This window comes from Micromonospora palythoicola (assembly GCF_036689795.1).
GTDB classification, from domain to species: Bacteria; Actinomycetota; Actinomycetes; order Mycobacteriales; family Micromonosporaceae; genus Micromonospora; species Micromonospora palythoicola.
This window is the reverse complement of the sequence record NZ_JBAGKI010000040.1, coordinates 17,608-44,140: the sequence shown is the minus strand read 5'-3', so window position 1 is coordinate 44,140 and position 26,533 is coordinate 17,608. Positions and strand designations below refer to the sequence as shown.

At 71.5% G+C, this 26,533-nt stretch carries 31 protein-coding genes; 9 read left to right on the top strand and 22 right to left on the bottom strand.

Annotated elements, in window-relative coordinates; translation table 11 throughout:
* Positions 1-209 precede the first annotated feature (209 nt).
* Positions 210-722, bottom strand: a complete 513-nt coding sequence (locus V5O40_RS18220; protein ID WP_332906576.1) for a hypothetical protein — start codon at positions 720-722, stop codon at positions 210-212.
* Positions 723-872: 150 nt separating this feature from the next.
* On the opposite strand from V5O40_RS18220, the gene V5O40_RS18215 reads away from it, so the two are divergent.
* Positions 873-1,445 (top strand): hypothetical protein, encoded by a 573-nt coding sequence (locus tag V5O40_RS18215; RefSeq protein WP_332906575.1) that lies wholly within the window; start codon positions 873-875, stop codon positions 1,443-1,445.
* Between the two features lie 31 nt (positions 1,446-1,476).
* On the top strand, positions 1,477-1,758 hold the full coding sequence (locus V5O40_RS18210; RefSeq protein ID WP_332906574.1) for a hypothetical protein: 282 nt from the start codon (positions 1,477-1,479) through the stop codon (positions 1,756-1,758).
* Between the two features lie 213 nt (positions 1,759-1,971).
* Here V5O40_RS18210 and V5O40_RS18205 read toward each other — a convergent pair whose 3' ends face one another.
* Positions 1,972-3,006: a fatty acid desaturase family protein gene (locus V5O40_RS18205; protein ID WP_332906573.1), complete on the bottom strand. Its 1,035-nt coding sequence runs from the start codon at positions 3,004-3,006 to the stop codon at positions 1,972-1,974.
* A gap of 137 nt (positions 3,007-3,143) precedes the next feature.
* Here V5O40_RS18205 and V5O40_RS18200 point away from each other — a divergent pair, with 137 nt between their 5' ends.
* Positions 3,144-4,424 carry a sensor histidine kinase gene (locus tag V5O40_RS18200; protein ID WP_332906572.1) on the top strand — a complete coding sequence of 427 codons (1,281 nt, stop codon included), beginning with the start codon at positions 3,144-3,146 and terminating at the stop codon, positions 4,422-4,424.
* Positions 4,376-5,011, top strand: coding sequence for a response regulator transcription factor (locus V5O40_RS18195; protein WP_332906571.1), 636 nt, complete (start codon positions 4,376-4,378; stop codon positions 5,009-5,011). The genes V5O40_RS18200 and V5O40_RS18195 overlap by 49 nt, the downstream gene beginning before the upstream one ends.
* A gap of 25 nt (positions 5,012-5,036) precedes the next feature.
* Here V5O40_RS18195 and V5O40_RS18190 read toward each other — a convergent pair whose 3' ends face one another.
* Both V5O40_RS18190 and V5O40_RS18185 read right to left on the bottom strand, forming a co-directional pair.
* Positions 5,037-6,095 carry a hypothetical protein gene (locus V5O40_RS18190; protein WP_332906570.1) on the bottom strand — a complete coding sequence of 353 codons (1,059 nt, stop codon included), beginning with the start codon at positions 6,093-6,095 and terminating at the stop codon, positions 5,037-5,039.
* Positions 6,092-6,421: a PadR family transcriptional regulator gene (locus tag V5O40_RS18185; protein ID WP_332906583.1), complete on the bottom strand. Its 330-nt coding sequence runs from the start codon at positions 6,419-6,421 to the stop codon at positions 6,092-6,094. Before V5O40_RS18185 ends, V5O40_RS18190 begins: the two co-directional genes overlap by 4 nt.
* Before the next feature lie 122 nt (positions 6,422-6,543).
* On the opposite strand from V5O40_RS18185, the gene V5O40_RS18180 reads away from it, so the two are divergent.
* Positions 6,544-7,218: a DUF1028 domain-containing protein gene (locus tag V5O40_RS18180; protein WP_332906569.1), complete on the top strand. Its 675-nt coding sequence runs from the start codon at positions 6,544-6,546 to the stop codon at positions 7,216-7,218.
* A gap of 222 nt (positions 7,219-7,440) precedes the next feature.
* On the opposite strand, the gene V5O40_RS18175 is transcribed toward V5O40_RS18180, so the two are convergent.
* Entirely contained in the window at positions 7,441-7,980 is a 540-nt protein-coding gene (locus V5O40_RS18175) for a hypothetical protein (protein WP_269737847.1), read from the bottom strand.
* 110 nt (positions 7,981-8,090) lie between these two features.
* Between V5O40_RS18175 and V5O40_RS18170 the strand changes: the two genes are divergently transcribed.
* On the top strand, positions 8,091-9,320 hold the full coding sequence (locus tag V5O40_RS18170) for a GNAT family N-acetyltransferase (RefSeq protein ID WP_332906568.1): 1,230 nt from the start codon (positions 8,091-8,093) through the stop codon (positions 9,318-9,320).
* A 130-nt stretch (positions 9,321-9,450) separates the two neighbouring features.
* Complete coding sequence (locus V5O40_RS18165; protein ID WP_332906567.1) at positions 9,451-9,777, top strand: hypothetical protein; 327 nt, start codon at positions 9,451-9,453, stop codon at positions 9,775-9,777.
* A gap of 67 nt (positions 9,778-9,844) precedes the next feature.
* On the opposite strand, the gene V5O40_RS18160 is transcribed toward V5O40_RS18165, so the two are convergent.
* The 4 genes from V5O40_RS18160 to V5O40_RS18145 form a co-directional block, all read right to left on the bottom strand.
* The gene (locus V5O40_RS18160; RefSeq protein ID WP_332906566.1) at positions 9,845-10,312 is read right to left on the bottom strand and encodes a ribose-5-phosphate isomerase; all 468 of its coding nucleotides are present in this window, start codon (positions 10,310-10,312) and stop codon (positions 9,845-9,847) included.
* A gap of 69 nt (positions 10,313-10,381) precedes the next feature.
* Positions 10,382-11,578 (bottom strand): DUF1015 family protein, encoded by a 1,197-nt coding sequence (locus tag V5O40_RS18155; protein ID WP_332906565.1) that lies wholly within the window; start codon positions 11,576-11,578, stop codon positions 10,382-10,384.
* A gap of 112 nt (positions 11,579-11,690) precedes the next feature.
* Complete coding sequence (locus V5O40_RS18150) at positions 11,691-12,032, bottom strand: hypothetical protein (protein ID WP_332906564.1); 342 nt, start codon at positions 12,030-12,032, stop codon at positions 11,691-11,693.
* 168 nt (positions 12,033-12,200) lie between these two features.
* Positions 12,201-12,800: a mycothiol-dependent nitroreductase Rv2466c family protein gene (locus V5O40_RS18145; protein ID WP_408631905.1), complete on the bottom strand. Its 600-nt coding sequence runs from the start codon at positions 12,798-12,800 to the stop codon at positions 12,201-12,203.
* Between the two features lie 240 nt (positions 12,801-13,040).
* Between V5O40_RS18145 and pepN the strand changes: the two genes are divergently transcribed.
* Both pepN and V5O40_RS18135 read left to right on the top strand, forming a co-directional pair.
* On the top strand, positions 13,041-15,590 hold the full coding sequence (gene pepN, locus V5O40_RS18140) for an aminopeptidase N (protein WP_332906562.1): 2,550 nt from the start codon (positions 13,041-13,043) through the stop codon (positions 15,588-15,590).
* A 78-nt stretch (positions 15,591-15,668) separates the two neighbouring features.
* A complete protein-coding gene (locus V5O40_RS18135) occupies positions 15,669-16,232 on the top strand; it encodes a Uma2 family endonuclease (RefSeq protein ID WP_281582095.1) in 564 nt (187 codons plus the stop codon).
* 58 nt (positions 16,233-16,290) lie between these two features.
* Here the strand turns inward: V5O40_RS18135 and V5O40_RS18130 are convergent, their stop codons facing one another.
* The 13 genes from V5O40_RS18130 to V5O40_RS18070 all read right to left on the bottom strand — a co-directional run bounded on the left by V5O40_RS18130 (position 16,291) and on the right by V5O40_RS18070 (position 26,530).
* Positions 16,291-16,704, bottom strand: a complete 414-nt coding sequence (locus V5O40_RS18130; protein WP_332906561.1) for a DUF5130 family protein — start codon at positions 16,702-16,704, stop codon at positions 16,291-16,293.
* The gene (ctaJ, locus tag V5O40_RS18125) at positions 16,691-16,999 is read right to left on the bottom strand and encodes an aa3-type cytochrome oxidase subunit CtaJ (RefSeq protein WP_456299391.1); all 309 of its coding nucleotides are present in this window, start codon (positions 16,997-16,999) and stop codon (positions 16,691-16,693) included. The genes V5O40_RS18130 and ctaJ overlap by 14 nt, the downstream gene beginning before the upstream one ends.
* A 46-nt stretch (positions 17,000-17,045) precedes the next feature.
* Positions 17,046-18,509: an amidase gene (locus tag V5O40_RS18120; protein WP_332906560.1), complete on the bottom strand. Its 1,464-nt coding sequence runs from the start codon at positions 18,507-18,509 to the stop codon at positions 17,046-17,048.
* A 121-nt stretch (positions 18,510-18,630) separates the two neighbouring features.
* The gene (locus V5O40_RS18115) at positions 18,631-19,059 is read right to left on the bottom strand and encodes a PIN domain-containing protein (protein ID WP_332906559.1); all 429 of its coding nucleotides are present in this window, start codon (positions 19,057-19,059) and stop codon (positions 18,631-18,633) included.
* Positions 19,056-19,274, bottom strand: a complete 219-nt coding sequence (locus V5O40_RS18110) for a type II toxin-antitoxin system VapB family antitoxin (RefSeq protein ID WP_332906558.1) — start codon at positions 19,272-19,274, stop codon at positions 19,056-19,058. The genes V5O40_RS18115 and V5O40_RS18110 overlap by 4 nt, the downstream gene beginning before the upstream one ends.
* A 28-nt stretch (positions 19,275-19,302) precedes the next feature.
* Positions 19,303-20,313, bottom strand: coding sequence for an amidohydrolase family protein (locus tag V5O40_RS18105; protein WP_332906557.1), 1,011 nt, complete (start codon positions 20,311-20,313; stop codon positions 19,303-19,305).
* Positions 20,313-20,837 (bottom strand): 3-hydroxyanthranilate 3,4-dioxygenase, encoded by a 525-nt coding sequence (locus V5O40_RS18100; protein WP_332906556.1) that lies wholly within the window; start codon positions 20,835-20,837, stop codon positions 20,313-20,315. The genes V5O40_RS18105 and V5O40_RS18100 overlap by 1 nt, the downstream gene beginning before the upstream one ends.
* Positions 20,834-21,262, bottom strand: coding sequence for a RidA family protein (locus tag V5O40_RS18095; protein ID WP_332906555.1), 429 nt, complete (start codon positions 21,260-21,262; stop codon positions 20,834-20,836). Before V5O40_RS18095 ends, V5O40_RS18100 begins: the two co-directional genes overlap by 4 nt.
* Positions 21,263-21,509: 247 nt before the next feature.
* The gene (locus V5O40_RS18090) at positions 21,510-22,283 is read right to left on the bottom strand and encodes a 2-keto-4-pentenoate hydratase (RefSeq protein WP_332906554.1); all 774 of its coding nucleotides are present in this window, start codon (positions 22,281-22,283) and stop codon (positions 21,510-21,512) included.
* Positions 22,280-23,335 (bottom strand): 4-hydroxy-2-oxovalerate aldolase, encoded by a 1,056-nt coding sequence (dmpG, locus tag V5O40_RS18085; protein ID WP_332906553.1) that lies wholly within the window; start codon positions 23,333-23,335, stop codon positions 22,280-22,282. The genes V5O40_RS18090 and dmpG overlap by 4 nt, the downstream gene beginning before the upstream one ends.
* Positions 23,332-24,261 (bottom strand): acetaldehyde dehydrogenase (acetylating), encoded by a 930-nt coding sequence (locus V5O40_RS18080; protein WP_332906552.1) that lies wholly within the window; start codon positions 24,259-24,261, stop codon positions 23,332-23,334. The genes dmpG and V5O40_RS18080 overlap by 4 nt, the downstream gene beginning before the upstream one ends.
* Positions 24,258-25,052 carry a 2-keto-4-pentenoate hydratase gene (locus tag V5O40_RS18075; RefSeq protein ID WP_332906551.1) on the bottom strand — a complete coding sequence of 265 codons (795 nt, stop codon included), beginning with the start codon at positions 25,050-25,052 and terminating at the stop codon, positions 24,258-24,260. The genes V5O40_RS18080 and V5O40_RS18075 overlap by 4 nt, the downstream gene beginning before the upstream one ends.
* Positions 25,049-26,530: a 2-hydroxymuconic semialdehyde dehydrogenase gene (locus tag V5O40_RS18070; protein ID WP_332906582.1), complete on the bottom strand. Its 1,482-nt coding sequence runs from the start codon at positions 26,528-26,530 to the stop codon at positions 25,049-25,051. Before V5O40_RS18070 ends, V5O40_RS18075 begins: the two co-directional genes overlap by 4 nt.
* Between the last annotated feature and the right edge of the window lie 3 nt (positions 26,531-26,533).

Sequence of the window (26,533 nt, the reverse complement as noted above, 5' to 3'; positions counted from 1 at the left end):
ACCGGGCGGGGCGAGTGGGCTCCGAGTTCAGGCGCTCGCGTGGCCTGGGGCGGAGGAACACGCCAACTCAACCAATTCCACAGCAGGCCGGCCACCGCCTGGCGACGAACGATCTCCCGCGACATGCCCGCCCGACAACCGGGGCGACCGGATGACAGGCGCAGGGTCCGACAGCGGTCCGTCGCCGAGGCGATTGCGGTCCGGCTCGTTCAGGTGGCGGCCCGCAGGGCGGCGGTGACCACGACGAACAGCGCGATCAGCGCGACCGAGCCGGCTCGGATGGGTCGTGATCGGCTGAAGACCCCCACCACGAGCGCCACTCCCAAGCCCAGGAGCCAGTGGCCGACCTCGGAATGCCGGTGTGGGTCGAAGCCCAGATGACCAAGGTTCCCCCGGCCGTAGCCGACCAGTGCGGCTCCGCCGGCCCAGATGAGCAGGGTCCAGCCGCACCGGCCACCGGGACTTTCGGTCAGCCGCGAACCGTGGCGGGTCAGCGTGCCGAGCAGGTAGGTGATCGACAGCAGCGTCACCGCACCGACCAGCAGCACGGCGTGCAGCCCAACGAAAATTACGAACAGGAGCCACCCGCCGTCGGTAGAACCTCTCAGAAACAGGGCAGCTGCCGCACCCACCACGACCATCTGCCCCACCGCGAGGCGGTGTGGATTCGCCAGGCGAGGCTCGGCCGGCACCGACCGTGGTGGGGCCGGGTGCTCCGCCATGTCCTGTCCCCCTGTTGCGCCTGTCCGCCCCAAGCCGGAACAGCAAGGGCCAGCCAGCCGTCAGCGTGGCAGACGCGGCGTACTGTCGCTGTCCCGCGATCAGAGAAATACCGGCGCCCCCGTACGCGTGGTGCTGTCACGATTGCCTCCGTGACTGTCGACCGGCCGACCGGTGACTCCCGCGCCTGGCGTAGCGCGCTGCTGGCTCGCGTGGTCGCGGAGATCGAGGCGGAGATCCGTCGGGCGTGGGAACGTCTTCTGCTCGATCTCGAGGTCGAGCCCGATTCCGCCGAGGCGGTCGAGTTGGCCTGGCTGGTGGCCGAAGATCCGGCGGCCTACGACTGGCGGACCGTCGACGGTGCGCTCGACCGGTTGAGCTGTCCGACGTGCGGATCACGACTGACCCAGGGGCCGGCCGCGTGCGAGACGTGCGAGTTCCATCACCGGATGCGCTTCGGTGCCCGGGAGGTGGACCGTCGGCACGTGCCGCCCGGCAACGAGCATGCCTTGCGGGTGGCGAGCGCGGTGACGCGTACCCGTCATCGTTGTTCGGCCAGGGCCCGGGTGGGCTATGAGCTGACGCTGCCGGACCTGGTTGCCGGTGCGCTGCCCACCACCAGGCAGGCGCAGGCCGGCAAGGCCCTGATCAACAAGCTGACCGATGATGAGTGTGACCGCGTCGTCAGCTTCGCCCAGGTCGAACAGTTGGCGGGCGGTCGCTGATCCCGACCGTCCACGAGCTTCTGGAGTGGCCATGTCCGGTGCACCGGAGCCGGGTTCGCAGCCCGAGTGGCTGCGGCCCGACCAGGAGCAGAGTGATCCGATCCTGGTGACGGTCGACGGGCAGGACTTCCGGGTGTGGGCCCGGGCGGACCCGCCCGGCACGTACGACTTCGACTGGCTCAGCGGGCCGCACGAGTACGGTTTCGGGCTGTCCGGCTCCGACGGCTCGGTAATGAGCCTGGCCGAGATGGAGACGGCGATCCGCGAGTTCCTCGCCGAGATCGACCCCGCCACCGGCTACCTGGCGGAGTGACAGCCGCCGGCAACGACGACAACGACAGAGCCGCAACGACACCAACGGCGGAGCCGGCGCCGTCGCCGGAAGCAGAGCCGGCGCTGTAACCAGGTGACGATCAGTTCGTCGAAGCCGGGGGCGCGGGCGGCACGGACCCGGATGTTGTGGTCGGCACCGGGGAAGACCACGATCTGGTGTCCTCGTGACCGGCCTCGCGGAGGACGGTGGGGATTATCCACGCCGCGCCGAGGCACGCCGTGCGGCGTGTTCCGCGCGGGCGGGGGCGCCGACCTCGTGCAGGTGTCGTAGCGCCTGACGGTAGGAGTCGAGGAGACCGGTCTGTTCGTAGGCGACGCCGATCTCGGCGCAGTACGCCTGCACGATGGGCTGGGCCCGGCGCAGGTTGGGGGTGGGCATGCCGGGGAACAGGTGGTGTTCGATCTGGTGGTTCAGGCCGCCGAGCGCCACGTCGGTGAGCCAGTTGCCGCGCACGTTGCGGGAGGTCAGCACCTGCTTGCGCAGGAAGTCCTCGGTGCCGGTCGGGTGCGGCATGCCCTTGTGGTTGGGGGCGAACGTCAGGCCCAGGTAGACACCGAACAGGGCCTGGTGCAGCAGCAGGAAGGCGACGGCCTGAAGTGGTGTGAGGACCACCAGCAGAGCTGTGAGGTAGCCGACGGCGTGCAGCACCAGCAGGGCGCTCTCCACGCCTCGGCGCCGCACCGTGCCGTCGCGCAGGGCCTTGACGCTGGACACCTTGAGGCTGACCGCCAGCAGCGTCAACAGCGGGAAGAACAGCGCGGCCTGGTGTCGGGTGATGAAGCCTTTCAGGCCCCGCCGGCCGGCCGCCGTCTCGGCGGCCCAGACCAGCACCTCGGGGGCCACGTCCGGGTCGAGGTCGTCGTGGTTGGGGTTGTTGTGGTGGCGGGTGTGCTTGTCCATCCACCAGCCGTAGCTCATGCCGACGCCGAGGTTCCCGGCGAGCAGCCCGGCGAGTTCGCTGGGTCGCCTGGTGCGGAAGACCTGACGGTGTGCCAGGTCGTGTGCCACGAGGGCCACCTGGGCGAACGTGACGGCGAGGAAGACCGCCGTGAGCATCTGCCACCAGGAGGAGCCGATGACGAGGAACGCCGTCCATCCGCCGACGTACATGAGCGCGACGGTCCCCAGGCGGACGAGGTAATAGGCGGGCCGGCGCCGCATCAGTCCCGCTGCGGTGATCCGGCGGGCGAGCGCGGCGAAGTCGCTGCCGGTCGTCGTGGTCGTCATGACTCCAGCGAACCGTCCCCGGTCCGCGCCGTCAGGAGCGCTGTCTCCCGCTGTCGTGGGGGTGCTGGCACCACCGACGAACGGCGGCCGCCGTGGGCAGAATGTGACCTGTGGACGTGGCCGGAGCTGGTGAACGGATGGCCCCGTGGGTCCGCCGAGGGCTGCGGTCGGTGGGCGCCGGGTTGGCCGCGATCGGTCTGTCGCTCACGAACGTCCCGCTGCTCGTCCTGTCGGTCGTCGCGTTGGTGCTGGTGCCGGTGCCCTTCCTCGGCATGGCGCTGGTGCCCTGGACGACGAGGCTGGTCAGGAGACGCACCGATCTTGAGCGGCGGCTGGCCGCCCGGGCCGGCGTGCCGGTGGCGCGCCCGTACCAGCCGCCGCCGCAGCGGAGCGTGCCCGGCGGGTGGCGTCGTTTCCGGTGGGTCGTCACCGACCCGGCCACCTGGCGGGATCTGGCCTGGCTGGTGCCGGGCGCCCTCGTCGGCATCGTCCTCGGCACGATCACGCTGGCCGTACCGTTGTACGGGCTGGCGGGGCTGACGCTCACACCGGTGTGGATCTGGCTCGGCACCGACTGGTACGGCTACGGCACCGTCTGGTCGGTCGACACCGTGGGCGAGGCGCTGCTCTGCGTCCCGCAGGGTGCGGCGATCCTGGCCGTCGGCCTGTGGTCGGCGCCGTGGTTGCGGCGCGTCGACGCCTTCTTCGACCGGCTCCTCCTCGCGCCGACCAGGGCCGCCGAACTCCGGCTGCGGGTCACCCAGCTGACCGTGACCCGCGCCGACACGGTGGACGCTCAGGCCGCCGAGCTGCGTCGCATCGAACGCGACCTGCACGACGGCGTCCAGGCCCGACTGGTCTCGCTGGGCATGATGATCGGACTCGCCGACGAGCTGATCGACCGGGATCCGGCCGCGGCGCACGGGCTGCTCGCCGAGGCGCGCGAGTCGAGCGGCACGGCACTCGTCGAGCTGCGGCACCTGGTACGCGGCATCCACCCACCCGTACTGGCGGAGCGTGGTCTGGAGGGTGCGGTGCGGGCGCTGGCGCTCAGCCTGCCCGTGCCGGTCGCGGTCGACGCCGAGCTTCCCGGCCGGCTCGACACTCCGGTCGAGTCGGCGGCGTACTTCGCCCTGGCCGAGACGTTGACGAACGTGGTCCGGCACAGTCACGCGCAGCACGCGTGGGTGTCGCTGCGCCACGCCGGGGAACGGCTGACGATGGTGGTGACCGACGACGGTGCCGGCGGCGCCGACCCCACCGCCGGCACCGGCCTGCGCGGTATCGAGCGTCGCCTCGCCGCCTTCGATGGCACGATGGCGCTGTCGAGCCCGCCCGGCGGGCCCACCGTCGTCACCATGGAGCTGCCGTGCGCGCTGTCATCGCCGAGGACCACGCACTCCTTCGCGACGGACTGACCCGGATCCTGCAGGCCTTCGACTTCGACGTCGTCGCGTCCGTCGACAACGGCCCGGCCCTGCTACCCGCCCTGGTGACCCACAAGCCCGAGGTGGCGGTGGTCGACGTCCGCCTCCCACCGACGTTCACCGACGAGGGCCTGCAGGCCGCGATCGCGGCCCGCACCCGGATACCCGGGCTGCCGATCCTCGTGCTCTCCCAGCACGTCGAGCCGCTGTACGCCCGGGAACTGCTCAGCACCCCCCAGGGCGGCGTCGGCTACCTGCTCAAGGACCGGGTCTCCAACGTCGGCGAGTTCGTCGACGCCGTCCGCCGCGTCGCCGCGGGCGGCAGCGCCATGGACCCCGAGGTGATCTCGCAGCTGCTCGCCCGCCGCGAGCCGTTGGCGGTTCTCACGATCCGCGAACGGGAGGTGCTCGGCGAGATGGCCGAGGGGCGCTCCAACGCGGCGATCGCCGCCAAGCTCCGCATCACCGAGAAGGCGGTGAGCAAGCACATCAACAACATCCTCACCAAGCTGGACATGCCGCCCTCCGACGACCACAACCGCCGGGTGCTGGCCGTGCTGGCGTACCTCAACGCCTGAGGCGCGACGCGTGTACCGGCTTCGATCAGTCAGCGGTGTGCTGTGGGTGCGTGGCAGCCGACACCGGCGGCAGTTGGCGCAGCACCCGGAAGGCCAGGACGGCCAGCGGCACACCGACCGCCAGGACGGCGACGACCTGCGCGGCGGCGATCGTCAGGAGCGCCGTGCGCTGTGTCTGACCGACGAGGTCGGGCAGGGTCGCGGTGCGCTGGACGAGTGCGGTCGCGGCGAGTATGACGAGTGCCAGCGACCAGGGCAGGGTGCGAGACGGTGGGCGGAATGCCCGTACGCCCAGGTGGACCGCGATCGCGACGACGACCAGCACGCAGCACAGGCCCGGCCAGTCCAGCAGCCGCAGCGCCGGCATGCTCGCCTGGGCGACGAACAGCGGTACGGGAACCGCCAGGATGCCCACCGGTAGAGCGAGCAGCCAGCGTCGTCGTGCCGCCGGTGCGCTGTCGCGGTGCACGGCCGACATCGCGACCAGCAGGAGAAGTTCGATGAGCAGCATCAACCACGCCGCCACGGTCAGCGGGGCGGGGCCGCTGGCCTGCTCGACGGCGACGGTGACGGCCTGCGGCACGATGGCGATCAGTGCGACGGCCTGGGCCACCCGCCGGTGCCCGAGGACCAGGGCGAGGAAGGCCGGCAGCCAGGCGTACCCGGCGACGTGCAAGGTGGCCTGCCACGTGCTGCGGTACGGCACGGGAGCCCATTCGGACGTGGGGACGGGCAACCAGCTCAGCGCGCCGGTGAGCCACAGCGTGACGGCGAGACCGACGGTGGCCATGGTCGCCTGGGTCAGCACTCCGGCCAGCACCGCCAGGCGGACCGCCTGCCCCCACGCGTACGGTCGCGGTGGCGCGTCGGGCCCGCCGATCCGTAACCGGACGGCGAGCGACAGGACGCTGGCCAGCTCCGCCGCGCTCGGGCGGCCGTGGTCCGCGAGGTACTCATCGGTCTCGGCGTCGCCGGTCTGCATGGTTTCCAGGAAGGCGGCGACCATGTCGTCCTCCCACTGCCGCCGGTATCCGGCGGGCAGCAGCCGCAGCACCCGGCGGTAGCGCTCCTCCAGCCGGCTCATGCGGACGTCCCCTCGATCGGGTTCTGCCGGCGCAACCGGATCGAGGCGAGCCGGGCGTTGGCGGCCAGCCGTCGGGCCTCCGCGTCGAGGGCGTGGCGTCCCCGTTCGGTCAGCCGGTAGTACCGGCGCAGCCGGCCCTGCCAGGCCTCCTCGCGGTCCAGCTCGATCAGGCCGCCACCGACGAGCCGGTCCAGCGCTCCGTACAGTGACCCGATCTTCAGCCGCACCCGGCCCTGGGACAGCTCCGTCACGTCGGCGACGATGCCGTAGCCGTGACGCGGGCCGTCGAGCAGCGCGGTGAGGACGAAGAAGGTCGGTTCGGTCATCGCCCCGGAACTCATCGGGCCAATATAATGTCGAACACGATATCTTGGCCAGCACGCGGCTGACACAACCAGCGCCTCCGGATGGGCGGCATGCCCGGTGTGCTGCCGGGTACGCGGCGGCGGTGACCTTCTCGATCGTCGCCCGCTGTGGGCGTACCGGGCAGTTGGGCGTGGCGGCGCTGACCGCGAAGCCGGGTGTCGGCAAGCTGGTGGCGCACGTCCATCCCCACGGCGCCGTGGCCACCCAGGCGCTGCCCAACCCGTTCCTCGCCTACGACGGTCTGCCGCTGCTCGGCGACGGCCGTACGCCGGAGGACGTGGTGACCGAGCTGCTCGACCGCGACCCGGGTCGGGACGTACGGCAGGTTGGCATGGTCGACCGGGACGGACGCTCGTACGCCTTCACCGGCTCCCGCACTCTGGACTGGTCGGGCCATCGCACCGGCACCGGCCATGCGGTGCAGGGCAACCGGCTGGTGGGCGCCGAGCCTCTCGACGAGATCGTGCGGGCGTACCAAGGCGGCGAGGATCTCGACCTGGCCGAACGGCTGCTGCTCGCGATCGAACTGGGTGAGAACGCCGGCGGTGACCGGCACGGGGCGCGCTCGGCGACCGTCATGGTGATCGGCGAGCAGCCGTATCCGCTGTGGGACCTGCGGGTCGACGACCACGATCATCCGGCGAAGGAGCTACGCCGGCTGTACGACGTCTTTCACGAGGAGGTGGCCACCGCCGTACGGCAGCTGCCCACCCGGGACGACCCGATGGGCGAAGCCGCCCGGCGGGCGCTCGGTTGATGCGATGGCCGGGAGCTCACCGGCCGTTGCGGCCCGGACGGGGGCTGCCGGAGTACCCACCGGCGGGGATGAATCGCGCCGGGCTGGGTAAGCAGGCCGCCGTCCTGGTGGAGTGACGACCTCGGTCGCGGTGTCGCGGCCACCTCCCGGGCGGGCCGGCCGACGGACCGGCCCGCCCGGCGGCCGGGAACCTCACACGGGTGTCCCGCCGCCGGACAGGGTCTAGTTGGTCAGCCAGTTCCAGGCGTCCATGATCCACTGGGTCTGTTGCAGGAACGCGACACCGAGGCCGGCCAGGAAGACCGCCGTGACCAGGTGCGCGCCCCGGGCGGTGCGTCGTACCCGACCCAACTGCCGCTCCAGCACCACCCGGCCGAGCAGCCGGGCCAAAGTGAACAACCCGGCCGCCACCAGCAGGCTCAACACGAAGATCACGATCGGCCCGACGAGGTCGCCACCGCCGGAGATCGCCCAGATCCCCCAGCAGACGAACGCGAACAGGGCCCCGGCGAAGCTCCACTCGCCGCCACGCTTGAGTCGGGCCACGTGCCAGCTCAACGGCTGGCGCGGCACCGGTTCGCCCGGCCAGCCGGTGCCGGTCGGCGCATGCTCCACCGTCGGGAACGGCTCGGTACGCGGCGCGCGGGCGCCGACCTGGGCCACACCCCGGCGGTACGGGTCGCGCTGCGGCGGCACCCCGCCACCGGGCTGCGGTGGCACCTCGACGGTCCGCTCCGCCCACGGTTGCGTCTGCTCGGCCATGTCGTTCCCTCCCCTTCACCGACGGCGCCCCCGGACGCCGCTGGAGACTTCGAGGGTAGCCAGCCCGCAAATCGGTCGCCGTACCCACACCGATCGGCTAGACACGAGCGGTGACCACCTCCACTCTGCCGATCGAGACCACCAACGCCGACTTCGACGAGATGAACGGGTTCCTCGGTTCCCTGTTCCACCACCCGGTCGACAGCGAGGCCCAGGAAGTCGAACGTCCGATCTTCGAAGCGGAACGCGCCCTGCAGATCCGCGACGGGTCCGACCTGGTCGCCACCGCCATCGCGTTCACCCGGAAGCTCGGCGTGCCCGGTGGTGACCTGGCCGCCGCACACGTGAGCATGGTCGGGGTCGCGCCCACCCACCGTCGGCGGGGCCTGCTCACCGCGATGATGCATCACCAACTGCGTCAGATCTACGACAGTCGCCGGGAGCCGGTCGCGGTGCTCTGGGCCAGCGAGGGTCGGATCTATCCGCGCTTCGGCTACGGCCTGGCCTCCCAGCGGTACCACGTCTCCGGCGAGACCGCCGAACTGCGGCTACCGGCACCGACGCCGGGTGAGGGCCGGCTGCGCCTGGACCGGCCGACCGACCGCCAGGCCGACCTGGCCCGGGTGTACGAGCGCGTACGCGCCGATCGCCCCGGCTGGTCGGCGCGCGACGACCGGTGGTGGCGGTACGTGCTTGTCGACCCGCAGGCGCACCGCGGTGGCGCCACCGAGCGGCGGGTGGTGCTGCACGAGGGACCCGACGGTGTCGACGGCTACGGGCTGTTCCGCACCAAGGCCGAGTGGGACGACGGCGGCCCGAACAGTCTCACCACGGTCGACGAGGTGGTGGCGAGCACCCCGGCGGGGTACCTGGCGATCTGGCGGATGCTGCTCTCGCTCGACCTGACCCGACGGCTGGCGTGGATGCGGGCAGCGGTGGACGAGCCGCTGCTGCGACTGCTCGACGAACCGCGCCGGCTCAACTGCCGGCTCGTCGACGCGCTGTGGGTACGGGTGGTGGACGTGCCGGCCGCGCTCGCCGCCCGGCGCTACGCCACCGACGTCGACGTGGTCGTCGAGGTGACCGACGACCTGCTGCCGGAGAACACCGGTCGGTGGCGGCTGCGCGGCGGGCCGGCCGAGGCGACCTGCACACCGGCGACCGGACCGGCCGACCTGGCCTGCGACGTACGCTGCCTCGGCGAGCTGTACCTCGGCGGCGTGAACCCGACCGCGCTGGCCGACGCCGGTCGGCTCCGCGAACTACGCCCCGGCGCGCTCACCGCCGCCGGTCCCGCCTTCACCTGGCACCGGGCGCCCTCCGCCATGGAGATCTTCTGACCCGTAACCGCCCGCCGCCGATCATGCGGCAGTGGTCGGGGATATGAGGTCTTTCTGACCCTCTGTCACTGCCACAACTGCATGATCGGCGAAGCGGGGCAGCGGCCGGCGATGGGGGTACGGTCGGGGGGTGGCGGATGGCGGGGAACGGCGGCGACGGCGGCACCGGCAGCACGGCAGCACCGGCGGTGGAGTCGACGGTGGTGCGGCGGCCAGCACGGCGGGGGTGCACGACGGTGGTGAGACGTCGCGTGGGCGACGCAACGGCGCTTCCGAGGAAGGCGAGCGAGGGCTGCGCGGTCTCGTCGGTTCTGGTTCGTCACAGGTCAGCGTGACCGCGGCGATGCGGGCGCGGGACGCCGCCCGGCCCACCGACGATGATCTCGCCGCCGCGGCGGACCGGGTCGTCATCGTCCGCCGTAACTGGACCCCGCGCGAGGAACTGCCCCGCCGCTGACCCGTCCCGATCCGGGTTCGGGTGTCCCCGACCCCGGATCAGGAGCGACGGTCCGAAAGGTCGCGGATCAGGGCAGGTCGGGCAGCTGCCGGCTGCGCTCGTACTCGGCGACCTGGGCGATGCGCCGAGCGTGCCGGTCACTGCCCGAGAAGGACGTGGTCAGGAACGCCTCGACGATGGCGGTGGCCTCGTCGAGGGTGTGCTGGCGGGCACCGACGGCGACCACGTTGGCGTCGTTGTGCTGCCGGCCCAGCTGGGCGGTCTCGACGTTCCACGCCAGCGCCGCCCGCACCCCCACCACCTTGTTCGAGGCGATCTGCTCGCCGTTGCCCGAGCCACCGATGACCACACCCAGGCTGCCCGGGTCGGCCACCACGCGGGTGCCGGCGTGCAGGCAGAAGGCCGGGTAGTCGTCCTCCGGGTCGTAGGCTTGCGGGCCGATGTCGACCACCTCGTACCCCTGCTTGGCGAGGTGGTTGGCCAGGTGCACCTTCAACTCGAAACCGGCGTGATCGGATCCCAGGTAGACGCGCATACCGGGCAGTCTGTCAGGCCCGTCCCACGAGGCGGCGCCGGGGCGGTGCCCCGTGGGACGGGCACCGGATCAGGCCAGTTCGGCGACCACCAGGCCGCCGCGCGCCTTCGGGGTGAACCAGGTGCTCTTGCGGGGCATCTTCTCCCGGGCCAGGTTCACCGCGACGAAGTCGTCGACGGTCACCGGCGCGATGAGGATGGCCAGTTCGGCCCGACCGGACCGCACCTCACCGGTGAGCCAGCTCGCCGGGTAGTCACCGCCGACGTAGGTGATCCGCTTGTCGCCCGGATCCAGACCGAGGGCGTCGCGCAACAGCAGCCGCTCGACCAGGGCGTGGTCGAGGTTCTCCAGACGACCGTCGCCGGTGTGCGGCAGCGTCACCGCGTACGCCTGATCGGGAAGCTGGAGCACGACGGTGCCGCCGGTGGTGGGGACCTCGGCCGGGCCGTCGACCGGGGTGATCCGCGCCCCGGCTGCGGTCAACCGCTCCAGCAGCTCCTCGTGCGTGGTGGTCAGCTCGCTGACCAGGCGGTTGTACGGCTGGATGGCAACCGACGCCGGGGTGGTGACGACCGCCAGGAACCGGGGCATCCCGCCGGTCTGCGCGGCCAGGCTGCGGTGGTTGCCGTCGGCGACGACCAACTCGCCACCACCGGCCAGGGCGGTCAGCTCGTCCTGCTGCGCGCCGGGACCGACCAACCAGATGGCGTGGGTACGTCCGGCCTGGTCGGTGTCGGTGGCGGCGGGCGCCCCGGCGGTGTCGGTGGCCGCCGCGAGGGCGGCGTGCAGCTCGTCGCCGCGGCCGGTCTGCAGCAGCAGTACGGGCGAGAGCAGGTGCCCCAACGCCTCGGCCAGCGCGACCCGTTCGCGCACCTTCGCGATGAAGACGTCCTCGTTGCGGATGACCAGGCCGGGCTCGTCGGCCCGGGTGGAGATCTGGTCGGTGTCGACCATGGCGAACAGCCCGTAGGCCGGCTCCTCGCCCGGCGCGCTGATCCGGTACAGCACCACCACCTGTTCGGCCGGGGTGTAGCTGCCGTCGGCCTTCGCCTCCGCGAGCCGGCTCACCGCGTCCGGCAGGGCGTCGGCGAAGGACCTGCCGAGGCTCTCCGGCGCCTTGTGGGGCATCTCGATGCCGAGGGCGCTGTGCGGATTCGCCTCGATGATCGCGGTGATCTCCGCGTCGTCGGCGAACTCGTCGTAGTTCTGGGCGCCGGTACCACCGGTGGTGATCCAGGCGCGGGAGATCGGGTGCACGACCGTCATGACCGTTGACGCTACCGGCGGCGCGTCGGGTGCCGCCGCCGGACCCGCCCCGAGCCCACCAGATGAAAGCCGGGTCACCGGCCCGAGGCTTCAGGTGTGGCGAGGTCCGTCGTCAGCACTCCGCCTCCGCCGAGCGTCGGTGCCGGCCGGTCGGCGCCGGCACCACGGCGGGACGACGCGTCGGGGCCGGTCGTGGTCCCTGGTTGCGGATGTCGCGACCGGGCGGGGTCAACCGCGAGGTGGCGGGAACCGAGGCGACGCCCACCGCGCCGTCGCGCCCGAACCCGCCGGCCGCGTTCGGGCTGCGATCCTGCCGGGGAGCGGACCACCCGCCGGCCCGGCCGTTCCCCGAGGTCGGCGCGGTCCGGCCCGCCGCCGGCCCGAGCACACCCCCACCGCCGCCGCCCTCCTCCCGACTCCAGCGGTCGCCGATCGGAGCACGATGTTTGGCCACCAGGCACCTCCACGAGCGGTGGGCTGCGGACATCCGGACAAACGAGTCCGCGACCGCACCGGTGACGCCGGGCCCGGCAGCGGTGTGGCTGCCGGGCCTCGGACCGGCGGCGTCAGGACTACTGCCTGCCGGAACCGGTGCGTCGGCGACGTGCGGCTCGGGTAGGGCTCAGTCGAAGATGGGGTCGAGGTCGCGGCTGCGCTTGAGCTCGAAGAAGCCGGGGGTACCGGCGACCAGCAGGACACCGTCCCAGAGCCGACCCGCGGCCTCGGCCTTGGGCGCCGGGGTGACCACCGGCCCGAAGAAGGCGACCTGCCGACCGTCGGGGCCGGGGGCGTGGATGACCGGGGTGCCGACGTCGGTGCCGACCGGCCGCATACCGGCCTCGTGGCTGGCCCGCAGCGGCGGGTCGAGGTCGCTGTCGCCGGCCGCCTCGGCCAGCGCCGGGTCGAGTCCGGCGTCGGTCAGGGCGGCGACGTACAGGTCCGGTCCGAGCGGCTCCTTGCCGAGATGGATCCGCGTACCCAGGGCCGTGTAGAGCGCCCGTACGGCGTCGGCGCCGTGGCGCTGCTGCACGGCGACGCAGACCCGCACCGGTCCCCACCCGTTGCGCATCAGCTCCTGGTAGTCGTCGGGCAGTTCCCGACCCTCGTTGAGCACCGACAGGCTCATCACGTGGAAGCGGACGTCGACGGGGCGGACCCGCTCCACCTCCAGCAGCCACCTGGACGTGAGCCACGCCCACGGACAGATCGGGTCGAACCACATGTCTACGCTGGCGCGCTCGTTCACGACGAGATCCCTTCGCGATGGTGACGCCGACTCACCGGCGTACCTCCGATCTTTCCTCGACCATGCGCAATCCCGCGAGGATCGACCCGTGACCTCAACCACCACCGCATACCCGTACATGGAAGACTCAGGCCCGGACCGGCCGTCACGAGCGGTCGACGGACCGTGCGGCCGTGACGGACGGCGAGAGTGGGATGGAGACGAACAGTGCCGGGAGTGCGCAACCTGACACAGGTCGAGGCGACCGAGCGGGCCCGCCTGCTCGACGTGACCGGGTACGACATCAGTCTGGATCTGTCCAGCGCTGTTCACGCCGCCGACGGTCGTACCTTCCGGTCGACCACCGAGGTGCGGTTCCGCTGCGCCGAGCCGGGAGCCAGCACGTTCATCGAGGTGGCGGCCGACTCGGTACGCTCGGCGACGCTCAACGGCACCCCGGTCGACCTGGCCGACTTCACTGCCGAGAAGGGCCTCACGCTGACCGGGCTGGCCAGCGAGAACACGCTCGTCGTCGACGCCGACTTCGCGTTCTCCAACTCCGGGCAGGGGCTGCACCGGACCGTCGACCCGGTCGACGGTGAGACCTACCTCTACAGCCAGTTCGAGACGGCCGACGCGCAGCGGGTCTTCGCCTGCTTCGACCAGCCCGATCTGAAGAGCGTCTACACCTGGCACGCCACCGTTCCGGAGCACTGGAAGGTGGTCTCCAACATGCCGGTGGAGCGGGAGGAGGCGGCCGGCGAGGGCCACAAGACGGTGCACTTCGCCACCTCCGCCCGGATGAGCACCTACATCACCGCGCTGTGCGCCGGGCCGTACCACGAGGTCAGGCACACCCACGACGGCATCGACCTGGGCTACTTCTGTCGCGCGAGCATGGCGCAGTACCTGGACGCCGACGACCTCAACCTGGTCACCACGCAGGGCTTCGACTTCTTCCACGAGCAGTTCGGGGTGCGCTACCCGCTGCCCAAGTACGACCAGCTCTGGGTGCCGGACTTCAACGCCGGGGCGATGGAGAACTTCGGCTGCGTGACCCACGCCGAGTCGCACTACCTGTTCCGCTCGCAGGTCACCGACTTCGAGTACGAGCAGCGGGCCAACACCGTCCTGCACGAGCTGGCGCACATGTGGTTCGGCAACCTGGTCACCATGCGCTGGTGGAACGACCTGTGGCTGAACGAGTCGTTCGCCGAGTGGGCCAGCCACTGGTGCAACACGCACGCCACCCGGTTCACCGAGGCGTGGACGACCTTCCTGTCCATCCGGAAGAACTGGGGCTACCGGCAGGACCAGCTCTCCTCCACCCACCCGGTCTACTGCGAGATGCCCGACCTGGAGGCCGTCGAGGTCAACTTCGACGGCATCACGTACGCCAAGGGCGCCAGCGTGCTCAAGCAGCTGGTCGCCTACGTGGGCGAGGAGTCCTTCCTGGCCGGTCTGCGCGCCTACTTCGACCGGCATGCCTGGGGCAACGCCACCTTCGACGACCTGCTGTCCGAGCTGGAGACCGCCTCCGGTCGCAAGTTGACCACCTTCGCCTCCCAGTGGCTGGAGACCGCCCAGGTCAACACGCTGCGCCCGGAGCTGACCATCGACGCGGACGGCACGTACCAGCGGGTGGCGGTCCGTCAGGAGGCGCCGGAGGGCTACCCGACCCTGCGTACCCACCGGATCGGGGTGGGGCTGTACGACCTCGCCGACGGTCGGTTGGTGCGCCGCGAGCGGTACGAGGTCGACGTCGACGGCGAGCTGACCGAACTCACCGACCTCACCGGCGTGCCCGCGGCCGACGTGCTGCTGCTCAACGACGACGACCTCAGCTACACCAAGCTGCGGCTGGACGAGCGGTCCATGGCGACGGTGGTCCAGCACATCGCCGGTCTCGACTCGTCGCTGGCGCGGGCGCTTTGTTGGACCGCCGCCTGGGACATGACCCGCGACGCCGAGTTGGCCACCCGCGACTACGTCGCCCTGGTGCTGGCCGGGCTACCGGCTGAGACGGACATCAACCTGGTCACCGCGACGCTGCGCCAGGTCAGCAGCGCGCTCACCTTCTACGCCGACCCGGCCTGGGCCCCGACCGGCTGGGCGGACCTGGCCCGTACCGCGAGGACCGCGCTCGCGGCAGCCGAGCCGGGCAGCGGTTTCCAGCTGGCCTGGGCCCGGGCGTACGTCTCCGCGGCCCGCTCCGGCGAGGACCTGGCCGTGCTGCGCGGCTGGTTGGAGGGCACCCAGGTGACCCCGGGGCTGACCATCGACACCGAGCTGCGGTGGAGCGTGTTGCAGGCGCTGGTGGCCAACGGCGTGGCCGGAACGTCGGAGATCGAGACGGAGCTGTCCCGGGACAAGACCTCGAGCGGTGAGCGGGAGGCCGCGTACGCGCACGCACTGGTGCCGACCGAGGCGAACAAGGCCGCCGTCTGGGCGCAGCTGACCGGCCCCGAGGCGCTGCCGAACTGGCGGCACCGGGCGCTGTTGCAGGGCTTCAGCCACCCCACCCAGGTGGAGCTGATCACGCCGTACCGCGACCGGTTCTTCGCCACGGTCGGGCAGGTCTGGGCGACCCGGGACAGCGAGCCGGCGCAGGAGTTCGCCATGCTCATGTACCCGGCGTATCTGGTGCAGGACGACACTGTCGAGGCCACCGACGCCTGGCTGGCACAGGAGGGTCACCCTGGGCCGTTGCGGCGGCTGGTCGCCGAGGGCCGCGACGGCGTGGTCCGCGCGCTCGCCGCCCAGGCCCGGGACGCCCGAACGGCCTGACCGCGTTCCACCGGCCCGGGAGCGTCGTGAGCACACGATGCTCCCGGGCCGTTATCGTGGCCTAGGGAGGTGGACGTGATGGCACAACCGACGTACGAGTGGCGCCCACCGGAACGCGGCTGGCGGGAGCAGGATCTCGCCGATCTGCCGGACGACGGAAATCGCTACGAGATCATCGACGGGAGCCTGCACGTGACCCCACCAGCCGGCTATGGACACCACTGGCTGGCGGACGAGATCCGGTCGGCTATCCGTGCGTCGGCACCAACGGAGTGGATGATCATTCGCGAGGCCGGAGTCCGCGCCCCGGGCGGCAACCTGATTCCGGATATCACGGTCCTCAAGCCGGGCGCGCCGCCTGACGGCATGTGGGCGGATCCGGCACACGTCGCACTCGTCGTGGAGATCGAGTCGCCCAGCAGCCGGCGCCACGACCGGTTCACCAAACCCGCGCTCTACGCCGAGGCGGGCATCCCGTTCTACTGGCGGGTCGAACGCGGTGATTTCGGCCCCGTGGTGTACCGCTACGAGTTGGTCAAGGGTGTCCACTACAACCTTCTCGGCACGGTCGGGCCGGACGATCCGGTCGAGGTGACCGAACCGTGGCCGATGCGGCTGGACCCTGCCGCCTGGCCCCGCTGAGACGTTCACGACGCGAGCCCGGTCCCCGCGGGGACCGGGCTCGCGCGTACGGCAGTGGTCAGCCCTTGCCGGCGTAGCGGGAGAGCTGGTCGAGGCCCTGGATGATGCCGCCGGCGAGATCACCGCCGCCGAACGCGGCCACCATCGACAGGGCGGCGATCTTGGCGTACGTGTCCGGGACGCGCTTGCGGGCGTACCGGCCGGTGACGATCTCCAGCTGACGCTGGTTCGGTGAGATCGCGATCAGCACCGACCGGTCGGGCTCGGCGAGCTGCCGGTGCAGCCGCTCGGCGTGTTCCCGGACCGGCTCGTCGAGGCCGCCGACGAAGACGGAGAAGACCAGACCGGTCGTCCGGTCGGCCACCCGCAGCGCCTCGTCGATGCGCAGCAGCTGGCGGGTCGAGAACGGCCCGTCGAGCACGTCGGGCGGGTTCTCCGTCCCGGCCGCGTGCTGCCTCTCACCAACGGTCACTTGCGCCTCCGGTTCCAGCGGCCGGCGCCTCGACGCCGGCCTGTTCCTGCGTGCGGCTGGTCAGCGCGGGCGCCTGTGCCCCCGCCGACAGCGCGGTGCCCGCGGAGTCGGCCAGTTCCTCGGGGCGACCGAGGAACCACACCGGCGTGAAGGTGAACGGCCGGCCCGGCCGGTAACGCTTGGCACCGCCACCACCGCCCTGGCTGCCCGCGTAGACGAGGCCGGCGATCACCAGCACGATGGCTGCCGGGATGCCGACGAAGACCAGCAACGTGTCGGTTACAGACAATCCCAACGCCCCCAGGCGGAAAGAGAGATCTTCGATCGGATCGGGTGGCAGATCACCGGGGTGACCTCCCGACTCCGCTGTCATTCACGTTAGCGGAGCCGACGCTCCGCCAGACTGCGGGGTGCCGATCCCATCCGCCACTGGAGGCCTCCAGTTGCGCAGCGGTGGCGATCAGCCTCGCGTCGTCGCCGTAGCGGCCGGTGAGCAGCACGCCGACCGGCAGTCCCTCGGCGGTCACGCCGACCGGCAGCGAAACCGACGGTTGGCCGGTGACGTTGAAGACCGCACAGTACGGCGAGAAGCGACGCTGCCGGTCGAAATCCTCCGCCGGGGTGCGCCCCTGGTTGAACCAGCCGAGCGGTGCCTGCGGGGCCGCCAGGGTGGGACAGAGCAGCAGGTCGCAACCGGCGGTACGGCGGGCACCGAGGCGTACCTGGGCCTGGATCTCGCCGAGGGTCGCGGTGAGCGTACCGGCGGAGATCCCGGCGGCCCGGGCCCGCAGGAAGCGGGTCAGCGGCAGCAGCTCGGATTCCCGTTGCGGCGGCACCGGGGCGAGCGCGAGGACGTACCAGACGATCTCGAACAGCGGCCAGACCTGCGGACCGAGCGGCGCCGGCACCTCGACGACCTCGTGCCCGGCGGCGGCGAGCAGCGCGGCGGCCCGGTCCACCGCCGCGACGCAGTCCGGGTGGACCGGCTCGTCGGCGAGCATCGGGGTGGTGAACCGGCCGATCCGTAGCGGGCCGGGCTCGGCGGTCCGGGCGGCGGCGAGATAGCCGCCCGCCGGCGGGGTCGGCGGCAGATACGGCTCGCCGGGCACCGGTTCGGCCAGCACGTCCAGCAACGCGGCCACGTCGGCGACGCTCCGACCGAGCGGCCCGTTGGTCGGCAGGCCGAAGGCGCCGAAGCCGAGTGGACCGCCGGAGACCAGGCCGCGACTGGGCTTGTAGCCGATCAGGCCGCACAGCGACGCGGGGATCCGCACCGAACCGCCGCCGTCCGAACCCTGCGCCACCGGCACCAGGCCCGCCGCCACGGCCGCGGCCGCGCCGCCGCTGGAACCACCGGCGGTGTACGCCAGCTGCCACGGGTTGCGGGCCGGCGGAGCGACAAGCGTCTCGGAGTACAGCGAGCAGCCCAGCTCGGAGGTGGTGGTCTTGCCGAGACTGACCAGCCCGGCGGCCCGCATGAAGCGCACCACGTCGGCGTCGACGGGCGCTACGAAGTCCGCGAAGGCGGCCGAGCCGAACGTGGTGCGGACACCCGCCGTCAGGGTCAGATCCTTTATCGCGGTCGGTACCCCGTGCAGTGGCCCACGCCGATCGACCGGAGTCGCGTCGGCGGCGCGGGCGGCTTCGCGCGCCAACTCCGCCGTGACGGTGACGAAGGCACCGACCGTGTCACCGAGCGCGTCGACCCGCCGCAGGTGGTGCTCGACGAGGTCCACGCTGGACAGCTCGCCACGGGCGAGCGCGGCGGCCTGTTCCAGCGCCGTCAGGTCGTGCGGCTCGGCCATGCCGCCATCCTGCCCGCTCAGGCCACTCGTTGCCGCAGCGACACGAGCCGCACGGCAGCCGAAGGCGTTCGACGCCGCCGGTGGGACTCGATTCCCAACGGGCGAGCCACCTCGCACGCTCTCAGGAAAGGGTTCCCGGTGGCGACACCCACTCGGACCGGGGTCCACCGACCTCCGCCAACAAGTCGAAATCCCGGTCGTAGTGGAGAACGGTGGCCCCGTACTCAGCGGCAGAGGCCGCTACCATGAGATCCACCGGACTCGCTGCCCGGTGGTGTCCCTGGGCGGTCAACGCGAGTTGCAGGTCTCGCGCTCTCGTCGCCACGGCCGTGGTGATCGGAAGGTCGATCATCAGCTCCGCGCGCCGGGCACGTACCGTCATCGCGTTCCTGAAGTCGCGGGCGCTACGCCCGTCCTCCAGGTCCAACGGAAGGCAGGTCGCGGCCAGCCTCTCCTCGAGCAGCGCCAGGATCCGCTTTCCGACGATCGGCTGACGAAGGCGACCCCAGGCCGAGGTGTCGATCAGGTACAGGCCGGGCGGAGGGGTCACGCCGCGTCCCACTTGTCGCCGGGTGTCTTGTCATCCTCCAGCAAGCCGGTCCAGTCCCGATCGATGGAGAGCAACTCCCGGATCGCCTCAATCCGCTCACTGCGCTCGGCAACCATCCGGAGCGCAGCGTGAATGGTGTCCTTCTTGCTCTTGGTGCCCAGTTCACGGCGGGCTCGTTCGAGCAGGTCATCATCGAGATCAATAACCGTCTTCACCAGCCGAGTGTATACGATTACCCCGTCTTTATATACCGTCACGACCGAGGAAACGGAGGGCGTTGGTGGAGAGCAGGTCGCTGCGCTGGGCGTCGGTGAGGAAGTCGGCCTGGCGGACCACCGCGCCGGCCGGGCGCTCACCCAGAGGGTACGGATAGTCGCTGCCCACCAGCACCCGGTCGGCGCCCATGGTGTCCACGAGGAGCCGCAGCGCCGGAGTCGAGAAGACCACCGAGTCGACGAGGAACCGGTCGACGTAGGAGCTGGGCGGGGCGGCGGAGGCACCGCGTACCAGATCGCCACGGCGGTGCCAGGCGTTGTCGGCGCGCCCCAGCCAGAACGGGAAGCTGCCGCCGCCGTGGGCGAAGCAGATCCGCAACGTCTCCGGCACCCGGTCGAACACCCCGCCGAGGATCATCGCCAGCACCGACAGGTGGGTCTCGGCGGGCATGCCGGTGAGCCACCGGGCCATCCAACGGTCCAGTCGGGGACCGCCGGCCATGTCCCACGGGTGGACGAAGACCGGCGCACCGACCTCGGCGCAGTGGGTCAGGAACGTCACGATGCCGGCGTCGTCGAGGTCCCGGTCGCCGACGTGGTTGCCGATCTCCACACCGACGTGACCGGCCGCGAGGCAGCGGTCCACCTCGGCGCAGGCCGCGTCCGGGTCCTGCAAGGGCACCTGGCAGAACGGCAGCAGCCGGTCCTCGCCCGCGGCGGTGACCTCCAGGGTCAGGTCGTTGAAGATCCGGGCCACCTTCACCGCCTGGTCGGCCGGGCGGTCGTAGCAGAAGAAGACCGGGGTGGGCGAGACCACCTGCACGTCGACCCCGTCGGCCGTCATGTCGGCCAGCCGGGTGTCGGCGTCCCAGCATTCGGCGCCGACCGGGCGGAACGGCGCTTCACCGACCATGATCATGGCGGCGCGCTCCGAGTCGATCCGCAGCCACGGCCAGCCGGACCCGCCGCACGCCGCGGCCAGGTCCGGCCAACCCTTCGGTACGACGTGCGTGTGCACGTCCACCACCGGAGCCGCCATCAGCCCTTGCCCGGGTGCAGGGTGCCGCAGTTGTCGCAGGTACGCGCCGACTCGTCGGCGTAGAACGCGGCGAAGACCGGCGGCAGGTCGGCGGCGATGTCCCGGACCTGCAACTCGACCTCGTGCACCCGGTGGGAACACTCGGGGCAGTACCACTGGAACTTCTCCAGCGTGCCCTCCTCGCGTACCCGCTCGATCACCATCCCGATCGAGCCGGGCTCCGGTCGCTGCGGCGAGTGCGGCGTGTTCCGGGGCAGCATCCACATCTGCCCCTCGCGCACGTGCACCGTACGCGGCCCCTCGGGCAGCATCAGGTTGATGTGCATGTTGCCCTTGACCTGGTAGAAGAACTCCTCGTACGGGTCGACGTGAAAGTCGGTGCGCTGATTCGGCCCACCGACCACCATCACGATGAAGTCCTCCGAGCCGGGCAGCATCTCCTTGTTGCCCACCGGCGGCTTCAGCAGGTGCTGGTGCTCGGCGATCCAGCCGGGGAAGCTGAACGGCTCGGCGATCTCACTCATGACTGGCCTCCTTCTGGGAGCAGGGCGACGGCCTGCATCTCGATCAGCAGGTGCGGATGCGGCAACTGGTGCACGGCGACCGTCGTCCGGGTCGGTCCGGTCGCGTCGAAGAACTCCGCCCACACCTCGTTGTATCCACCGAAGTCGTTCATGTTGACCAGATAGGTGGTCACCTGGACCAGGTCGGTCAGCCCCGCACCGACCGACCGCAGCAGGTCACCGATGTTCTCGATCACCGCCCGCGTCTGCGCCCGGATGTCCAGGTCGGTCGTGCCGAACTCGTCCACCGACACGCCCGCGAACGTGTTGTCCGCCCGCCGCGACGAGGTCCCCGACACGAAGACGAACCCGCCCGCCACCTTGACGTGCGGAAACGCCCCCCGAGGCACCGCCTTCCCAGCCACCACCCGCGCCCCGTCAGTCATGGCAACCACTTGGCACCACCACGCGAGCAGCAACCACCTCAGACCCCCATCCCAGCCGGCACCGACACCACCCACTCCAGACCGATTCCACCCGACACCGGCACCGGCCACACCAGATTCACCCCACCTGGCACCGGCGCGGCAAGCCCGACCACGTCAGGGGTTCCGGGCAGCCCGACCGGCGCAGGGATCAAGCCTGACCGCCCGGAGCCGGTCGGGCTGCCCGGAACCCCAACACCCGGACCACTCACGACGCACTCCGCAACGAAGCCGTGCCCAGCTTCTCGACAACCGCCCGCACATGAGCACCAGCACGCAACGGAACAGCAGCCGTCGCCGCGCCGGCCAGGAAGACCCAGCCCGAGCGCAGCCGCACCCCGTGCCGCCCCGCCAGTCGGATGCCCTCGTCCAGTGCCCGTCGCGGATCGCCGAGGATGGCCGCCGTCGAGCCGACCTGGGCCAACCGTCCGTCGATCTCCAACAGCACACCCAGGTTGTCCAGCCCGTCCGGCACCGGTGACCAGGGCCCGATCACGAACGCGCCGGCCGACGTGTTGTCGGCGATGACGTCCGGCAGGGAGAAGGTGAAGTTCGCGTACCGGGAGTCGATCAGCTCGATCGCCGGAGCGACCGCCCGCACCGCGTCGGTGAAGTCGCCGACCGGTTCACCCGGCTCGGGCAGGCGGTCCAGCAGGAACGCCACCTCCGGCTCGACCCGGGGATGGATGAACTCGGCCACGTCGACCGTGCCGCCGTCGGGGATCCGCATGGTGTCGGTGAGCCGGCCCCAGATCACCTCGTCCACCCCGACCTGGGCCATCTTCGCCTTGCTGGTCAGCCCCATCTTCAGCCCGACCAGCCGCTCCCCCCGATCCAGCCGGCGCTGCACCAGCGCGGTCTGCACCGCGTACGCGGCGTCGACGTCCAGCCCGGTCTCGGCGGCGAGCTGCGCCGTCGCGGTGGCCGTGTCGGCGGCCGTACCGAGCGTCTCGGCGATTCCCGCGATGTCCGGCCCGATCATGAGTTCTCCTTGCCGGCCAGGTCCAGCGCCACGTCGACAATCATGTCTTCCTGGCCGCCGACCATCCGGCGTCGGCCCAGTTCCACCAGGATCGACCGGACATCCACGCCGTAGCGCGCCGAGGCCCGTTCGGCGTGGCGCAGGAAGCTGGAGTAGACCCCCGCGTACCCCAGGGAGAGGGTCTCCCGGTCGACCTGGACGGGCCGGTCCTGCAACGGGCGGACGATGTCGTCGGCGGCGTCCATCAGCGCGAAGACGTCGCAGCCGTGCCGCCAGCCGTGCAGTTCCGCGACCGCGACGAAAACCTCCAGCGGCGCGTTGCCGGCACCGGCGCCCATGCCGGCGAGGGAGGCGTCCACCCGCACCGTCCGGCCGGCCGGTGACCCGGGCGGGCCGTCGCCGGCGATCCGGCCGTGTTCGACGGCGATCACGCTGTTGGCCACCCCGAGGGACAGGTTGTGGTGGGCGTGGATGCCGATCTGCGTGCTCGGTTCGAGGACCTGCCGGTACGCGTCGACGCGCTGCGCCACGTCGGACATCAGCAGCCGGCCACCGGAGTCGGTGACGTAGACGCAGTGCGCCCCGTACGACTCCATCAGCTTCGCCTGGGCGGCCAGCCCGGCCGGGTCGTTCATGTGCGACATCATCAGGAAACCGGCCACGTCCATGCCGTTCTCCCGGGCCCAGGAGATGTGCTGGGCGGAGATGTCCGCCTCCGTGCAGTGGGTGGCGATCCGCACGCTCGTCACGCCGAGCGACCGGGCGGCCTTCAGGTCGGCGATGGTGCCGATGCCGGGCAGCAGCAGGGTCGTCAGCTTCGCCCTCGTCATCACCTCGGCCGCCGCCGCGATCCAGTCGGCGTCGCTGGCCGCGCCGTGGCCGTAGTTGACGCTGGACCCGGCCAGACCGTCACCGTGGGCCACCTCGATCGCGGCGACCCCGGCGGCGTCCAGTGCGGCGGCGATGGTGCGGACCTGGTCGACGGTGTAGCGGTGGGCGATGGCGTGCATGCCGTCGCGCAACGTCACGTCCTGGATGTACAACTCGGTCACTGGGCCAGCACCTCCGCCCGCAGGGCGACCAGTCGCTGCGCGGTACGCAGCGCGGCCGAGGTCATGATGTCCAGGTTCCCGGCGTACGCGGGCAGATAGTGCCCGGCGCCGGAGACCTCCAGGAAGACCGAGACCTGCAACCCGGTGAGCTGCCGTCCCAACGACGGCACGTACGTGTCGACGCGGTCGAACTGCACGTCCTGCTTGAGCCGGTAGCCGGGCACGTACTCCTGCACGCCGGCCACCATGTCGCCGACGGAGGCGGCGATGGCGGCGCGGTCGGCGTCGGCGTCCGGGCAGAGACAGTAGACGGTGTCGCGCATCAGCAGCGGTGGGTCGGCCGGGTTGAGCACGATGATCGCCTTGCCTCGCTCGGCGCCGCCGACCACCTCGATCGCCCGGGCCGTGGTCTCGGTGAACTCGTCGATGTTGGCCCGGGTACCCGGGCCGGCCGACCGCGAGGCGATCGACGCGACGATCTCCCCGTACGCGACCGGGGTGACCCGCCGCACCGCGGCGACGATCGGCACGGTCGCCTGCCCGCCGCAGGTGACCATGTTCAGGTTGGTCTCGCCCAGGTGCTCCTCCAGGTTGACCGGCGGCACGACGTACGGGCCGATCGCCGCCGGGGTCAGGTCGATCACGGTCCGCCCGTGCGCGCGCAGCACGGCGTCGTGGTGCCGGTGCGCACCCGCCGAGGTGGCATCGAAGACCAGTGCCACGTCGGCGAATTCGGGCATCGCGACGAGTCCCTCGACGCCCTGCGCGGTGGTCGCCACGCCGAGCCGCCGGGCCCGGGCCAGCCCGTCGGAGGCGGGGTCGATACCGGCCATCGCCACCATCCGCAGCGAGTCCGACAGCCGCATCACTTTGATCATCAGGTCGGTGCCGATGTTGCCCGACCCGATCACCGCCACACCCGTCATCCGTGCACCTCCTTGCTGAAACAGGTCCGCACCGAGCCGAGACCGGAGATGCGTGCTTCGTACGCCGCGCCCGGGGTCACCGCCACCATCGGGCCGAGCGCGCCGGACAGCACCACGTCACCGGCACGCAGTGGATCACCGGCGCGGGCCGTCGTACCGGCCAGCCAGGCCAGCGCGTGCAACGGATTGCCCAGGCAGGCCGCCCCGGCCCCCACCGACACCGGTTCACCGGCGTGTTCCAGGACCATCCCGCACAGCCGCAGGTCGACCTCGGCCGGCCGGCGGGGCGTGGTGCCGAGCACGAACAGGCCGCTGGAGGCGTTGTCGGCCACCGTGTCCACGATGGAGATGTCCCAACCGGCGATCCGGGAGTCGACGATCTCGATGGCCGGCAGCAGGTGGTCGACGGCGCGCAGCAGGTCCGCGGTGGTGATCCGGTCGTCGGGCAGGTCGGCGCCGAGCACGAAGGCGACCTCCGCCTCCACCCGGGGTTGCAGCAGGCGACCGATCGCCACCTCGGCGCCGTCGGGCACCGCCATCGCGTCGGTGAGCACTCCGAAGTCCGGCTCGTACACCCCGAAGCTCTCCTGGACCGCCCGGGAGGTCAGCCCGATCTTCGCGCCCACCCGGCGCTGCCCGGACGCAAGCCACTCGCCCACCTGGCGCTGCTGCACCCGGTACGCGGCCTGGACGTCCCCCTCCGGCAGCAGCCGCCCACGCAACGGCGGACACGGTTTACCGCCGGCGCGGGCCTCGGCCAGCTCCCGCGCCGCCGACTCGACGTCGTTCATGACAGCTCCACGCAGACGTTCGTCAGCTCCGAGTAGAAATTCAGCGAGTGCACGCCGCCCTCCCGACCGATGCCCGAGGCCTTCACCCCGCCGAACGGGGTCCGCAGGTCACGCAGGAACCACGTGTTGATCCAGACGATGCCGGCGTCCAACCGGGCACCGGCCCGGTGCGCCCGACCCACGTCGCGGGTCCAGACGGTCGCCGCCAGGCCGTACTCGGTGCCGTTGGCCAGGGCGTACGCCTCATCCTCGTCGTCGAACGGGGCCACGTGCACCACCGGCCCGAAGATCTCCTCGCGGTTGGTCCGCGCGTCCGGGCCGAGCCCGGTCAGCACCGTCGGCTGCACGTACGCGCCACCGTCGCGAGCGTCGCCGAACCGGGGCACCCCGCCGCCGGCGAGAACCCGGGCGCCCTCGGCCCTCGCCAGGTCGTAGTGCCCGAGCACCTTGTCCCGATGACCGTGCGAGATCAACGGCATGTTCACCGTCGCCTCGTCGGCCGGCCAACCGTACGCCAGCTCGCCGGCACGCTCGGCCAGCCGCGCGGTGAACTCCTCGAACACCGGCCGCTGCACGTAGATCCGTTCGGTGCAGAGGCACACCTGACCGCCGTTGGTGAAGCTCGACCGGACCGAACCGGCCACCGCCGCGTCCAGATCCGCGTCGGCGAAGACCAGTCCGGCGTTCTTGCCACCCAACTCGAAGCTGACCGCCTTCACCCCGTCGGCGGCCGACCGCATGATGGCGCCGCCGGTGGCCGACTCGCCGGTGAAGGTGATCGCGTCGACGTCCGGATGGCGGGTGAGGAACTCGCCGGCCGAGCCAGGTCCGAAGCCGTGCACCAGGTTGAACACGCCGTCGGGCACCCCGGCTGCCGCCATCACCTCGGCGAGCAGCGTGGCCGAGGCCGGCGTCTCCTCGCTCGGCTTGACCACCACCGCGTTGCCGCAGGCCAGAGCGGGGGCGACCTTCCAGGTGAGCAGTAGCAGCGGCAGGTTCCACGGCACGATGACCGCGACCACGCCGACCGGCTTGCGCACCGCGTAGTTGAGCGCCCGACCACCGGTCGGGGTGACCGTGGTGAACGACTCGGTCGGCGCGGTCGCCACGATCTCCGCGAAGGCCCGGAAGTTCGCCGCGCCGCGCGGGATGTCCAGGGTGCGGGCCTGCGAGATGGACTTGCCGGTGTCGGCGACCTCGGCGGACACCAGGTCGTCGAAACGACGCTCCAGCTCGGCGGCGATCCGGCACAGCACCTCGGCGCGTTCCCGCTCCCCCGCCCGACCCCACGGGCCCCGCAACGCCGCCCGGGCCGCCGTCACCGCGTCGTCCACCGTGGACCTGTCCGCCTCGACCACCTCGAAGACCGGTTCACCGGTCACCGGGCTGCGTTTGGTGAACCGGGTTCCGGCGTCGACGAACTCGCCGCCGACGAAGTTCCTCAGCAGTCCCGGGCCGTCCGGTGCCCGCCCGGCCATCAG